Consider the following 13,192-nt stretch of genomic DNA (forward strand, 5'->3'; position numbering starts at 1 on the left):
TTATTCACCTTTACGTCGTTCTAATAGCCGGAGAACCTCGGCGTAGGTATCCGACACGCTGCCTAGCCGCCCCGCTACCTTCAGGTTGCTTAAACCGATGCTCTCCTGGTCTTTCTGCATGTCCGCATAGCCTTGAATAGTCTCCTCATAGACATTGTGGATGCTGTCCATCACGGCTGCATTTTCGTACAATGCGAGCAAATCGCGCTCTTGGCCGGCGAAGGAAAGCTGCTTGGCGGTGATGAGCTGTTTACGAATGTCCATGCTTTCCCTGGCGATTTGGACACAGTATTTCGCGATCATGATCAGCTGGGGGATATTCAACATGAACGGATTCTTGCTAATTACAACCTTGCCCAGATTAAACAGCATTGCGAAGGAATGCGAGAACAGCAGCATCTTTCTGCATTTGGATTGGATCGCCTCTTTGGGCACATCTGCACGGAGATAACGTATGAAAAGATACACTCTCAGCATGGTCTCAATGGCGGCGACGCTGAGGGCCTGTCCTGTAACGATGCGCAGATTGAATCCATGCTCGATATACAGCTTCTCCGCAAAGGCAGGCATTTCATCGCCGTTCAAATTGGCGAGAATGGTCATGCCGGGAATCGGCAGGGAACGGACCGTACAAAAGTCTTTGAACAGGTGCAGCAAATTGACAATGACGGCAGTCCCAAAATCCAGCTGCTCGTATGCCGGAAACTCCTTGATCAATTCGCCCCCGCCGACGGACGATACCCCGGCATATTCGCCGAACATCGTTTGCCGTACGCCCTCGAAAAATCGGAACAGATCATGCCCGTAGGAGTACAGGCGATGATCCCCGCCAAAGGCTCCCGGCTCCTGAAAGTCTATGGGATTATTCTTTAGATCATATTGCTTCAGCTGTTCGCCAAGCCCGCCGAAGGAGCTGTTGGTGATTTTCGGCTCCTCCATGCCCCGGGGATGGCCAATGACCAGATCGCATAAAGCGCCTGCGGTGCCGCTTAGCACCATCATGATCCAGTCCCATTTATCGAAGGGAAGCTCGGTGCCGTGGATATGATCAAAGGAAATATCATCTATCAAATTCATAGTAGGGAGAGAATCGTCCATCGCTTCGTTCACCTCGGTAGGAATGTAGTCTCTTAGTTGTTACAAACAATAATTTTTGAGCTTGTTTCTTGCTTCCACCTGCTTGAACAGACAATATTTAATGATGTCGGAACGGGTGGATTCCTTCAATTGAACAAATTCCAGCGATATTTTAAAATTACTGTCCGGAAGCTTGATGCAATTAACAACTCTGCCATGAAATTCGATCGTATTCTGGGAATTGTTCGTCTCTAAACGCATTGTCCCCGCTATGAGCGCCTCGATCCCTACTTCAAAATCACAAAGAAAGGATATTCCTCCTCCGCTAATATCCTTGGTCGTCACTTTGATGAGCTCGTCTTCATTCGGATTCTCGTCCGGCATTAGATTTAAATTCAACTCTACTTCAACAGGAACCCGGAAGAAGCGCCGTCTTTGCGCCTTCTTGATCCGCTCGGCCAATGGGGCGGGGAATGACAGTTGATTATGCTGCAAGCTTATGATGGTATCAAAAGAGTAAAGCACCCGTTCATCGCTATGAAAGTATACCGTTACAGATTTGTTGCCTGTGACCGTTAAATAGCGGTCCATGCGGTTGATTGGCTTTTGTATGTAAAGGCGGTTGTCGACCTGATAGATGATCTGCGTCTTATACATGACTCCTTCCTCGGTTTGAAGCTCCAGCAGCTGGCCTTTCCAAAACTCGATTTTTGCCGATTCGTCCATGAATGAATCTCCTTTCTCCAGGATTACACTTATTCGATTACAACAAAGACAACTCTACAATACCTGTACAATTGGATATGTACAACTAGTGATTTCCCCGGGCTGTCAAGTTTTTGTAGAGCCTGATCTTATAAAATATTTGTTAAGGGGGGGAATTAATGAACTTAGAAGGCAGTTATAATTACTACATTGTGGCACTTTCAGTAATAATTGCAGTACTTGCATCATATTCCGCTCTCAGCATAGCGGCTAAGATATCTCATGCTAACGGTAGAACCCAGTTTTTCTGGCTGCTAGCGGGCTCTCTGGTCATGGGCAGCGGCATTTGGTCTATGCATTTTGTAGGCATGCTGGCATTTCATCTCCATATGCCTGTCACCTATGATGTCTGGCTTACGCTAGGATCACTTCTGGCGAGCGCAGCTTCCTCCTTCATTGCATTTTACATCACGATGCCTCGGGATATTAATTGGTATAAAATCGCCGGCGGCGGCTTCATCATGGGCAGTGGCATCGTGACCATGCACTATCTGGGAATGGAAGCTATGATCATGCCCGCCGAAATCTATTATGATAAAACTTTATTGGTGCTCTCCGTCATTATCGCGTTAATCGCTTCTTATGCGGCATTGCTGCTGTTTCTTCGGTTTCGCAGCAAGTCGTCCATGAGCAGAGCGAAATGGCTGTCTGCATTCATCATGGGCATCGCCATTTGCGGAATGCATTACACGGGCATGGAGGCGGCCCAAATGAAGCATACTGCTGCCGTTGATACGATGGTGCATGAAGGGCCTGCATATGTAGACTTATTCCTGCTGCTTGGCGTCACGGTAGTCATTTCCGTTATTTTGCTCATATCCTGGGTTGCGCTATTTTTCGACCGGCATGTACTGGAAAGACTAGCTTATCTGGACTCGATTACAGGGCTGCCGAACCGCAACGAAATGAACCGTTTCTTCGATTCGCATGTCGGTACGGAGAAGCTCGGCGTTCTATTTATCGATCTGGATCAATTTAAAGCGATCAACGATACGCTCGGTCATAACATTGGCGATCTGCTTATCCAGGAAGTCGGCATCCGCCTCCGTCAATTTATACGCGAGGATCAGCAGGCGTTCCGCATCGGCGGGGACGAATTTCTGTTCATTATCAAGCATTGCAATACGGCAAGAGCCGAGCAGCTGGCCCAGAGAATTCTGCAGAGCATCAAGCAGGTATACTATATTGAAGGCAATGAGCTCTATGTTACTGGCAGCATTGGCATCAGCATCGGCTCGATTCAGGATTCCGACCGCTCCGTGCTCCTGAAGACGGCGGATACGGCCATGTACAAGGCCAAGGGACTGGGAAAGAACCAATTTTGCTTCTACAGTGAAGAGATGGGCCTTCAAATGGTACGCAAAATGGAGCTGGAGAAGGACCTGCAGCTGGCACTCGAAAACAACCAGTTCTTTATCGTATACCAGCCTAAATGGAACGTCAAAACGAACAGTCTGGTCGGATTCGAGGCCTTGATCCGGTGGGAGCATCCGCGGCTCGGCCTTGTCACTCCTGGAGAGTTCATCCAGATCGCCGAAGACACGGGCTTGATCGTACCGATGACAAGGTGGGCGCTGGAGGAGGCTTGCCGCAGATGCAAGCTGTGGCAGGAGCAAGGAATGAATCAGCCGGTCTCCGTTAATTTGTCCGTACGGCTCTTTCAAACGGGCAGCCTGCAGGAATTGGTGGAAAAGGTGCTCCAGAAAGTGAAGCTGGATCCCCATCTGCTTGAACTGGAAATTACCGAGTCGATGGTACTCTTCGATATTAACGATATCATTCGTCAGCTTCAAAGCCTTCGCAAGCTGGGCGTACGGGTGTCCATGGATGATTTCGGCACCGGATATTCCTCCATCGGACTGCTTGACCGGATTCCTATCGATGCCTTGAAGCTGGATCGCTTATTCACCAATGATTTGGAGAGCCCTAGCAAAAGGGCGATCATTAACGCCATCATTATGATGGCTGACCATCTTCAGCTTGACGTCATTGCTGAAGGCGTCGAGAACCAGGAGCATATCGAGTTTCTCACCGAGCTCGGCTGCCATGTTATGCAAGGGTATTATTATGGCAAGCCTATGAGAGACTCGGATATTGCCGAATGGGTCAAGCAGCATGAACACAAGCCTAGTTTAGTCTGACAGAAGCGATTGCAGAGCTGGTCCCGAAATCAGTTCTGCGGACAAGCAGGGGCTGAAGGATAGGAGGACTTCCTTCTGTCATCCGCCATGCTGTATTTTCCAATCGTTATACCAATCCGTAATATATGTACTTGGCTGTTCATTGAATTCTTCAAGTAATATGGCAACAAGCAGGCGGTACTGCCGGTGAACAGCCAATGAATTTTTATTCGCCGCGAATATTTTCATCAGGGCAAAATGCGCCTCCTCCGCAATCGGATGTTGATGGCAAACCTCCAAATATTTTTCCACGGCCTTCGGCTGCTGGTTATTCGACATATACCAATCAGCCATCCGGAACGAAGTACGGAGCCACAGCATCTTTAGCCTCTGACGCTCGCTCTCTGCCCACCAATAATCGTACTCCTTCAAGTAATCATCCTTGAACAATTTCATGTATTCCACATAACTGCCAATCGTTTTGCTCGTCAGAGTCACACTGGACAGGATGAAATTCTCCCATTCCTCAACATCCAACAGCACATTATTCAAATTTAAAATATAACCATCTACGGAGTTCGAAAGGGAAAAATATTCCTCGTACTCTTCGAGCGTTTTTCGAATATGATAAATGACCGTATATAAAAGGGAATATGCCCGGTTTGGCTCGTATTCCGGCCATAGCAGTTCTATTAAAGTGGATTTGCGGATAAATTGCCCGCGGCATTGCAGCATATACAGGAACAGTTCCTGGGCTCGCGCGGTGCGCCAGCGCAGCGGCGGCAGCAGCTTTCCTTGAAGAATCATTTGAAAATGGCCTAGCATTCTAATTTGCAGCGATTGATTCTGCTCGGCCAGCCGATCCAGATCGAACCCCGTATTTGAACGGTCCATCCGCTGGAGTGTTTTTTTCAGTCTTTCCAATTTAACGGGCTTTAGCAGGTAATCCAGTGCATTGAGCTCAAACGCCTTAATCGCGTACGCCTCGAAGCCAGTCACGAACACAATTTTGATTTGAGGCTTGTTTTCTATAATTTCTTCTGCCAGCTGAAGTCCATCCACGTCAGGCAGCTGGATTTCCATAAAAATCAGGTCAACCGGCTGCTTCAGTATCTTTTTCTTGGCTAAAGCCGGATCCGTAAACTTCCCCGCAATCTCAATCCCGGGAATCTGCTGAAGCTGGTGTTCCAGATAATCCAATGCAATACTATCATCATCCAGAAGAATAACTTTCATCGCGCTCTCCCTACATGTATAATAAACGTCTGTAACAAACTAACAATTCCAATAAAATACTATAGACCATGAATCTATACAAACTCTGAACAAATGGATTCTTCCTTGATAAAAGCATCGGCAGGATATGGCATTTCCAAATATGTACATATTAAAATTGGAGAATCTACTATATTAGAGATGGAGTGTAAGGAGTTATATAATGAAGAAATTAAAACATGAAAAATGGTTTTACATGCAGTTGTTTTTCATTATTGCCATAACAAGCTCCTTTCTTATCGGTGAAAGAGCGAATGCTGCAGTAACTGCCCTTATATTCGGCAACTATATCTTTCCTATAACCGCAATCCTATTCATGTCAGTTTCATTTTACTAAAAGATGAAAAAGAAATATTCGATATTCTTTATTTCATGTATGCCGTCGCATTCTACGCGAATTTTGGGAACCTTCCAGCGATATATTGGCTGCTGTTAGTTTTGACGCCTATTTTTTGTATGCTTAGAATCTATCAATTATACAAAAGAAAACACCGATATAACCAGTATTTCATACCCATTCTGCTTATAACGTTTGTTTTTATTTATCTAACATCTTTAGTCTACTAAATAGCTGCTGCTGATCGTTGGGGGTTATACGCATCAGCACAAAAAGAAAGAACCCTTGAAGCCATAGCCTCAAGGGTTCTTAAGTATGATCTGTAGTGGGCTCGAACCACTGACCCCCACCCTGTCAAGATGGTGCTCTCCCAGCTGAGCTAACAGATCATGATATAAACATGTAATTAGTGAAGACAAGAAATATCATAACAGGAATAGCGAACCTTGTCAAACCCTTTTTTCAAAAAAATTATAGAGCAACGAGTTAGCCCTGGCCTTGCATGGCGTATAAAGGGTATGCCTGCTGACGACAATGAATGAAGCAAGCAGTCCAAAGGAACAATGAAGCATAGAAGTTCAAAATGCAGAGAAAGGATGAAGCTCGTGCAGCAGTGCAAGCAAGGGGGAGAAGCGAGACCTCTCCGGATCACCACCAGCAAAGTAATCCTCGCCATCGGCAGCGTCACCCTGCTGCTGGTAGGCAGCGGGTGCGGGCTCGGGCCAAGCGAAGAGACGCTGGCCCGTCAGCAGCAGTTCCCCTCATGGTTCGGCCAATCCGTACGCGACAATGTATATGGCAAGTCAATACGGGAGCATGTCTATTCGAAAGAAGCGATTACGCCTCCATGATCCGGCGTCAATCATCCTCCCATTTGCGGGAATAGCCCTTTTTGATCGTATAGAACATGGGAACGATAAGTATAACAGATATTAGCACGGCCGCGGCAATCGTTAGTTCAGTCATGGCGGAATAGCTCCTTCCGAGTGAAGTGTTCAATGAAGCCTTAAGTACTTACAACTATACACGAAAAGCTTTTTTTTGTATAATGATGCAGTTTACAGAGTAAAGAAGCAACATGGGAGGGGTAACAATGGCTGCTGCTGTAATTATTGCCGTGAACTCGGAACAGCAATTGGAGAAGTGCTTGGATATTCGCAAGGAAGTTTTTGTGGAGGAGCAGAAGGTGCCGATTGACCTCGAGATCGACGAATACGATGTCATCAGCCCGGATGCCGTTCATGTGCTCATTGAGCTGGAGGGCACGGCTGCGGCGACAGGGAGAATTACGTACTATAAGGATAATAGCGCAAAATTGCAGCGGATTGCGGTTCGGAAGCCGTTCCGTTCGCAGGGCCTTGGCAGAGTGCTGCTGCTTGCCCTCGAAGAGCGGGCCAGAGAGCTCGGCCTGACGAAGGCTGTGCTGGATGCGCAATGCCAGGCAGAGCCGTTCTACGCGAAGCTCGGCTATGAGACGATCTCCACGGAGCCGTTCTATGACGCAGGCATCCTCCATGTGCGGATGGAAAAGCCGCTATAGGCGTTATAGGGAGAGGAGCCTCATATAATTATCCTGCGCGGGCCACACTAAAGGCATCCCTTACCGGGAATCCCAGCTCGATAAAGGAGATGATCAAGGATGGCAGTCGATAGCAGAGAGACTTTTATCGCGGTTCAAAGGAACGGGGACGGCAATCTGACCCGCTTCAAAACGTCCAGCGGCCGTATATTAAACTACGAAGATGCCCTGCGTGAAGTGAATGCAGGCGCTATTGCGGGCGTGAATATTTTCAAGGGAAAAGATGGCGAGATGTACATCCGCGGCGATGCGGACGGAGATCCGTCCAATAACTTGGACGCGCTGCCCACATTCGAATAGAGCATTCAAGAAGGAGCCCGCGGGAAATATTCCCCGGCTCCTTTGCTTTTTTAATGCGCCGTTATCTGGCCGATTTTATAAATCATAGATTTCATGCTGGTGAAGAAATGCCATTTCCTTCGTCCGGCCGATAAAGGATTCCATCTCATCGCCATAGTGCATCAGCGAGATTTTCTCCCGGAGATCGGCAGGCAGGGACAGCAGCTCCTCCAGCGTGGTGTGCACCTGTCCGGGTCCCGTTAGCTGCACCTCGTGCAGAATTTTGCGGCAGCCGCGCTGGCGGACGAGCTCTGTCAGAAGCTCGGGCTGAAAGATCATATCCGCGCTGTAAAAAATTTCGCCGTTCAAATAGAGCGAGTAGCTGTTCTTTCCCGGAATATGAGGAGTGCGAATGATCTCCAGCGAGAGGCCTCGCGCCAGCTCCGAAATTTGCCCCTCGCGAAGGAGATGGACGTGAAAGGCGTCCTCCAGCGAGTCGATGCCGTCCTGGCCTAGACCGCCCTTCAGGGTATTCTCCCATAGCGGCTCCGCCAGCAGCTCGGGAACGTAGAGCACCGGCTTGCGCCCGTGGCCGTATTTCATGCGGAAGGCATACTCCTCCAGGCCGCCGACATGGTCGCCGTGAATATGGGTGATGAGCACGGCGTCGATCGCTTCCATGGGCTTGCCCATGTGATGAAGCGCCAGAGGAGCCGTGATTCCGCAGTCGATCAGCAGTGTGAAGCCGTCTGCGTACAGCAGGGCGTTATTGTTATAATATCGCTTGGCAAAGGCGCCGCCCGTGCCAAGCATTTGCAGGCGAAGAGTCAAACGATTCCCTCCTATCTTTCTAAGGCATTCATTTTTAATTTACACGATTTCCCTGAGGAGAGAAAGCGCCTCTTGCATTCTCGCAAAAAATAAGAGCGATTTGCAGGAAATACCGCAACTTGAGCAATTAGCCGGAGTATACATTAACATCAACATGAATCAATTGGAGGGCTATTTAATGAACTTGAAATGGAGAAGAGTAATGGTACTGGTATTGGCATTCTCCCTCACGGGCGGATCCATGCTGTTCGCAGATTCGGCAACTCAAAAAGTTAAGCTGTCCATCGACGGCCGTGAAGTGGAAGAAGGGGCCTACGTGATCGATGGCAAAACCTACGTCCCGGTCAGAGAGCTGGAGGGACTGGCTGAATATGATGAAGCAACGAAGAAGGTAACCTACTATAAACCTAATGTGCATATTTTCTTGTTCAAGGGCAAGGACATTTTCTCGGATATCGAGAAGGCTGGCAAGCTGAAATTCAGCGTGTTCTCGCAAATTGACAACTTGAAAACGGAAATTTCCGCCATCAAAGTGGCGATCACGGCTCCGGACGGCACATCCAAGACGATTCAGACGAAGGATGTTAAGGACACGGGCAGCAACTTTTACTTTGTGACCGACGACTATACGTATGATTTCAAAACCGCGGGGAAATATACGCTCGGCTTCTATATGAAACCGGCATCCGGCAGCTCGGATTTTGTACTAGTATCGGAGAAAAGCATCAACGTGCTGAAATAATTCCAAATTTACGGCCCGCAGCCTTGCGATCGAATTGACCTGTCCCTCATAAAAATGATACGATACGAGAGGAAACTGACAAGTTCATCCAAACCACTACACAAAACAATTTAAAGCGAGGTATTTCAATGAGCGATCACAAGCACGAACACGGTGAAGCGTGCGGCTGCGGACACGACCATGACCATGAGCATGAGGAATTTGTACTCACGTTGACGGACGAGGAAGGCAATGACGTAGAAATGGTTCTAGTCGAAACGTTCGATGTAGCGGAGAAAGTATATGCGCTGTTGCTTGAGCGGAACAATCCGGAAGCGGACGGCATTATCCTTCGTCTGGAAGAAGAGAATGAAGAAATGGTTCTCTACAATATTGAAGACGAAGACGAATGGCGTCAAGTGGAGGCGGCTTACAACGAGCTGGTCTCCGGTCAAGATGAAGTGTAGAATGCTTGTTTATAGATCATGACCTGAATTGAAGAGAAGCTCCCCGGCAAGGGGAGCTTCTTTGGATAGAAGAGGCGTATGCCACTTGCCGGCTTCTTAGAATATCGGATCGGCCTCAACGATTACCTTGACCTGATTGATGTAGCGGTCTTCCGGTCCTTTGACGGGAAGCCCTACTTCCACATGGTCAACGATATAATCGATATTTTCCTGCGAAATGACCTCTCCTGGCAGAAGAATTGGAATCCCCGGCGGGTATACATAGATGAACTCGGCAATGATGCGGCCTGCCGATTCTTTAAAAGGCACAACCTCGGTATCGGCATAGAACGCGTCACGCGGAATGAGCGAGAGCTGAGGAATTTCCGGAATTTTAACGATTAGCTCATTGGCGTTATTTTCTTTATAATACAGTTTAGACAGTTCACGCAGCGCCGTCAGCAGGGTGTCTACGGTTTCCTGTGTATCCCCGGGGGTAATGAAGCAGAGAATGTTGTACATGTCACTGAGCTCTACCTCGATATTGTAGCGCTCTCTGAGCCAGTTCTCCGTCTCATAGCCGGTAATTCCGAGATGCCGGACGTGAATCGTAAGCTTGGTCGGGTCGTGATCATAGGCGGCTTCGCTGCCGAGAATTTCGCGGCCGAAGCAGTACAAGCCTTCAATTTTATTGATTTCGCGGCGCGCATAGTGCGCCATATCCAGCGCTTGCTGAATCATTTCGCGGCCATGCAGCGCGAGATTTCTCCTGGCCGCGTCCAGTGAAGCGAGCAGCAGATATGAAGTGGATGTCGTCGTCAGCATGCTGATGATCGTCTGAACGCGCTGCGGATTGACGTATCCGTTCTTTACATTCAAATTCAGCACGGAGCTCTGCGTCATCGAGCCGCCCAGCTTATGCACGCTTGTCGCCGCCATATCGGCACCCGCCTGCATTGCAGACATCGGCAGCTCCTCGTGGAAGTGGATATGCACGCCGTGCGCTTCATCGACGAGCACGGGGACATCGAAGCTGTGCGCCAAATCGACGATCTCCTTCAAATTGGCACAGACGCCGAAATAGGTCGGGTTGATGACCAGCACGGCCTTCGCATCCGGGTGGCGGTTCAAGGCCCTTCTTACCGAGGAAGTCGTAATGCCATGATCGATTCCCAGGTTCTCGTCCTGTGCAGGAGAGACGAAGACCGGCTTGGCGCCTGCAAAAATGATGGCCGACATGACGGATTTGTGCACGTTTCTCGGAACGATGATTTTATCGCCGGGAGAACAGAGGGACAGGATCATCGTCATAATGGCGCCGCTAGTTCCTTGTACGGAGAAATAGGTGTAATCGGCGCCGAACGCGTCTGCCGCCAGCTTCTGGGCCTCTTCGATGACGCCGGTAGGCTGGTGCAGGTCATCGAGCGGAGCAATGTTGATCAAATCGATCGACAGGGCGTTATCGCCTATAAATTCTCGGAATTCTTTATCGGCTCCAAGCCCTTTTTTGTGCCCGGGAATATGAAATTGAACGGGATTGCCGGCCGCGTGCTTCTTAAGCGCGGTAAACAGCGGTGTGACTTGATGATCCATGAAGGCCATCCCTGCCTTTCAAGCTAAATTTTTAAACAAGGTTGAGTATAGCAAAAAGAGGCCGGAATGCAAGTAAAGATTGAACGCATAAAAGACAAAATCGCTTCAGGGGTGTAAGTTACCTCATCAAGAGGATAGACTAGAAATAACTTTACGATTTATAAAGAGAAGAAAAGGGAGAACGACTGTGGAAATCACGACTAAACTCGTAAGTAAAAAGCTGCTGACTCCGACCTTTATTTGCCTTTGGATCATTATGTTTCTGGTGGAGTTCGTAAAGGGAGCCTTAATCGTATCCATTTTACCCGTATACATGGGCGATGTCTTGAAATTGAGCGCCTTCGCCATCGGTTTATCCTTCTCGCTGCAATATATTGGTGATAACGTATTTCGCAGCCCGGCCGGATGGCTCATTGAGCGGGTCGGCTTCCGGCTGACGATGATGATTGGACTGCTGATTACGTTCCTTGCCGTCTTCATTATTACGGTGGCCGACAAAATGGGGCTGATCGTGTTAGGCTGCGCATTGATCGGAGTCGGCACCGCGCCGCTCTGGCCATGTGTGCTGATGGGCATTTCCGCCGTCACGCGCGAGAACAACAATTTCGGAACAGCGATGGGTGTCATTCAAATCTCCAGCTTGGGCGGAACCGGTCTGGGACCGGTAATTATCAACTTTTTCGTGGACGGCTCCTACCGCCCCGTTTTCTGGTTCCTGCTAGGCCTGATGGGAATCGTCGTTATCGTATCGATATTCCTGCCGGGCAAAGGCAAGGCGAAGCAGGAGCTCAATTCGCCGGAGACCTCGCCGGAGGAGCACTCCTTGTGGGAAGGGGGAATCCGCGGCGTCCTGAATAACGTACGCCAGTCGATCCGTACTATCAGGGAGAATCTCCATGTCAGCCGTTTATTATTCCCGGCACTCTTCCTGCAGACCTTTGCGATCGGGCTGCTCACTCCCGTTATTACGCTGTTCGTGCGTACAGAGCTCAACTTATCTCCGGAAGCCTTCAGCGCCCTGCTCGTTACCGGAGGGGGCATCACCGTCATCGGACTGATCCCGATCGGGCGGCTGGTGGACCGCTTCGGAACGAAATGGTTTCTGCACGTCGGATTCGCGCTGGCTGCCGTGGCGATCGGGGTGTTCGCGGTTACGCGCTCGATTCCCATGGTATGGTTCCTGGTTATTTTAATCGGGATCAGCTATGCCTGTATACTGCCAACATGGGACACGATGATTTCGCATATGCTTCCGGAAGGGGAGAAGGGGACCGTCTGGGGCCTGTTCCTGACCGTGCAGGGCTCAGGGATGGCTGTGGGACCGATCGTGTCGGGCAAAATGTGGGACATGCTCGGCCCTTCCGCGCCGTTCATGGCCAGCGCCATCGTGATGGGCATCCTCTTCTTCGTCCATATCCTCATCTCACGGCATAAAAGCAGCCTTCCCCGAGCTTAACGAGGGAAGGCTGTTTTTCGTGTTTTAGAAGGAGCCTTTGTACAGCGGCAGCAGCGTCTCGAAGGTCTGTTCGATCCTCCGGGTCAGCCCCTCCCCGTCCTGCAGCAGCGGGTGGTCCCGGTCGAGGCGCAATCCGCAGAGCAGCTCGGACTTCTTTACCGTTTTGAGCTTGGCGGCCATTTGCAGCAGAGCCTGCTTGTCCATATCCTGATGAGGCGTGCCCTCGGGCTTCATATGGTCGGTCGACCAGTAGAAGTCCGCGGGTACGAGCTTGCGCACCTTAGCCGTATGTTTCTCCAGGTATTGGGCGGTCTTCTCTTTATTTGGACTTTCATAGATGACCGCAAAAATGATGAACAGATGGGTCGAGAACATGCCTACCTGGAAGTGAGGAAGCGCTTTGTAGCCGCGCTTGCTGCTGCTCCAGGCAATCCACGTGTCCTCGGGCGGATTGATCGTCCGTCTCGCGTGCTTGGCAACATGCGGGAACATCTCTTCTCCGCAGAGGGCGGACAAATACGGGGCGATTGTCCCGCCAAGCGCCTCCAGCTTGGGCCGGATGTTGGATATAATCGCTTCCATTCGGGGCTCCAGCCCGGGCACGGTCAAGCTATCGAAATCTTGGTCTGTAAAACCGGTAAAATTCATGATGGTAACCTCCAGCGTAATTCAAATCGATCCTTCGGCGGGTAAACCAGCCTCTCCCGCCAGTA

Annotated in this window: 13 protein-coding genes and 1 tRNA gene; 7 read left to right on the forward strand and 7 right to left on the reverse strand. The window is 49.6% G+C overall.

Annotated elements, in window-relative coordinates:
* Both BN2762_RS13775 and BN2762_RS13780 read right to left on the reverse strand, forming a co-directional pair.
* Positions 1 to 1,077 (reverse strand): hypothetical protein, encoded by a 1,077-nt coding sequence (locus BN2762_RS13775; protein ID WP_222861084.1) that lies wholly within the window; start codon positions 1,075 to 1,077, stop codon positions 1 to 3.
* A 60-nt stretch (positions 1,078 to 1,137) separates the two neighbouring features.
* The gene (locus BN2762_RS13780; RefSeq protein WP_055107523.1) at positions 1,138 to 1,803 is read right to left on the reverse strand and encodes a flagellar brake protein; all 666 of its coding nucleotides are present in this window, start codon (positions 1,801 to 1,803) and stop codon (positions 1,138 to 1,140) included.
* Positions 1,804 to 1,961: 158 nt separating this feature from the next.
* Between BN2762_RS13780 and BN2762_RS13785 the strand changes: the two genes are divergently transcribed.
* The gene (locus BN2762_RS13785) at positions 1,962 to 3,983 is read left to right on the forward strand and encodes a putative bifunctional diguanylate cyclase/phosphodiesterase (RefSeq protein WP_055107524.1); all 2,022 of its coding nucleotides are present in this window, start codon (positions 1,962 to 1,964) and stop codon (positions 3,981 to 3,983) included.
* A 78-nt stretch (positions 3,984 to 4,061) separates the two neighbouring features.
* Here the strand turns inward: BN2762_RS13785 and BN2762_RS13790 are convergent, their stop codons facing one another.
* Both BN2762_RS13790 and BN2762_RS13795 read right to left on the reverse strand, forming a co-directional pair.
* The gene (locus BN2762_RS13790) at positions 4,062 to 5,198 is read right to left on the reverse strand and encodes a response regulator (protein WP_055107525.1); all 1,137 of its coding nucleotides are present in this window, start codon (positions 5,196 to 5,198) and stop codon (positions 4,062 to 4,064) included.
* Between the two features lie 692 nt (positions 5,199 to 5,890).
* A tRNA-Val gene (locus tag BN2762_RS13795) sits at positions 5,891 to 5,963 on the reverse strand.
* Positions 5,964 to 6,170: 207 nt separating this feature from the next.
* On the opposite strand from BN2762_RS13795, the gene BN2762_RS13800 reads away from it, so the two are divergent.
* The 3 genes from BN2762_RS13800 to BN2762_RS13810 all read left to right on the forward strand — a co-directional run bounded on the left by BN2762_RS13800 (position 6,171) and on the right by BN2762_RS13810 (position 7,453).
* Positions 6,171 to 6,425 carry a hypothetical protein gene (locus BN2762_RS13800; RefSeq protein ID WP_055107526.1) on the forward strand — a complete coding sequence of 85 codons (255 nt, stop codon included), beginning with the start codon at positions 6,171 to 6,173 and terminating at the stop codon, positions 6,423 to 6,425.
* Between the two features lie 242 nt (positions 6,426 to 6,667).
* A complete protein-coding gene (locus BN2762_RS13805) occupies positions 6,668 to 7,114 on the forward strand; it encodes a GNAT family N-acetyltransferase (protein WP_055107527.1) in 447 nt (148 codons plus the stop codon).
* 99 nt (positions 7,115 to 7,213) lie between these two features.
* On the forward strand, positions 7,214 to 7,453 hold the full coding sequence (locus BN2762_RS13810) for a DUF3892 domain-containing protein (RefSeq protein ID WP_055107528.1): 240 nt from the start codon (positions 7,214 to 7,216) through the stop codon (positions 7,451 to 7,453).
* 75 nt (positions 7,454 to 7,528) lie between these two features.
* On the opposite strand, the gene BN2762_RS13815 is transcribed toward BN2762_RS13810, so the two are convergent.
* Complete coding sequence (locus BN2762_RS13815) at positions 7,529 to 8,263, reverse strand: MBL fold metallo-hydrolase (protein WP_055107529.1); 735 nt, start codon at positions 8,261 to 8,263, stop codon at positions 7,529 to 7,531.
* A 184-nt stretch (positions 8,264 to 8,447) separates the two neighbouring features.
* Here BN2762_RS13815 and BN2762_RS13820 point away from each other — a divergent pair, with 184 nt between their 5' ends.
* Together BN2762_RS13820 and BN2762_RS13825 are read left to right on the forward strand one after the other, a co-directional pair.
* Positions 8,448 to 9,005 carry a hypothetical protein gene (locus BN2762_RS13820; protein ID WP_055110041.1) on the forward strand — a complete coding sequence of 186 codons (558 nt, stop codon included), beginning with the start codon at positions 8,448 to 8,450 and terminating at the stop codon, positions 9,003 to 9,005.
* A 128-nt stretch (positions 9,006 to 9,133) separates the two neighbouring features.
* Positions 9,134 to 9,451: a DUF1292 domain-containing protein gene (locus BN2762_RS13825; protein ID WP_055107530.1), complete on the forward strand. Its 318-nt coding sequence runs from the start codon at positions 9,134 to 9,136 to the stop codon at positions 9,449 to 9,451.
* A 96-nt stretch (positions 9,452 to 9,547) separates the two neighbouring features.
* Here the strand turns inward: BN2762_RS13825 and BN2762_RS13830 are convergent, their stop codons facing one another.
* Positions 9,548 to 11,023 (reverse strand): aminotransferase class I/II-fold pyridoxal phosphate-dependent enzyme, encoded by a 1,476-nt coding sequence (locus BN2762_RS13830; protein ID WP_055107531.1) that lies wholly within the window; start codon positions 11,021 to 11,023, stop codon positions 9,548 to 9,550.
* Positions 11,024 to 11,210: 187 nt separating this feature from the next.
* Between BN2762_RS13830 and BN2762_RS13835 the strand changes: the two genes are divergently transcribed.
* Positions 11,211 to 12,479, forward strand: coding sequence for an MFS transporter (locus BN2762_RS13835; protein WP_055107532.1), 1,269 nt, complete (start codon positions 11,211 to 11,213; stop codon positions 12,477 to 12,479).
* Between the two features lie 24 nt (positions 12,480 to 12,503).
* Here the strand turns inward: BN2762_RS13835 and BN2762_RS13840 are convergent, their stop codons facing one another.
* On the reverse strand, positions 12,504 to 13,127 hold the full coding sequence (locus BN2762_RS13840; protein WP_055107533.1) for a DUF1054 domain-containing protein: 624 nt from the start codon (positions 13,125 to 13,127) through the stop codon (positions 12,504 to 12,506).
* Positions 13,128 to 13,192: the final 65 nt, after the last annotated feature.

Source organism: Paenibacillus ihumii (assembly GCF_001403875.1).
Taxonomy (GTDB): Bacteria; Bacillota; Bacilli; order Paenibacillales; family Paenibacillaceae; genus Fontibacillus; species Fontibacillus ihumii.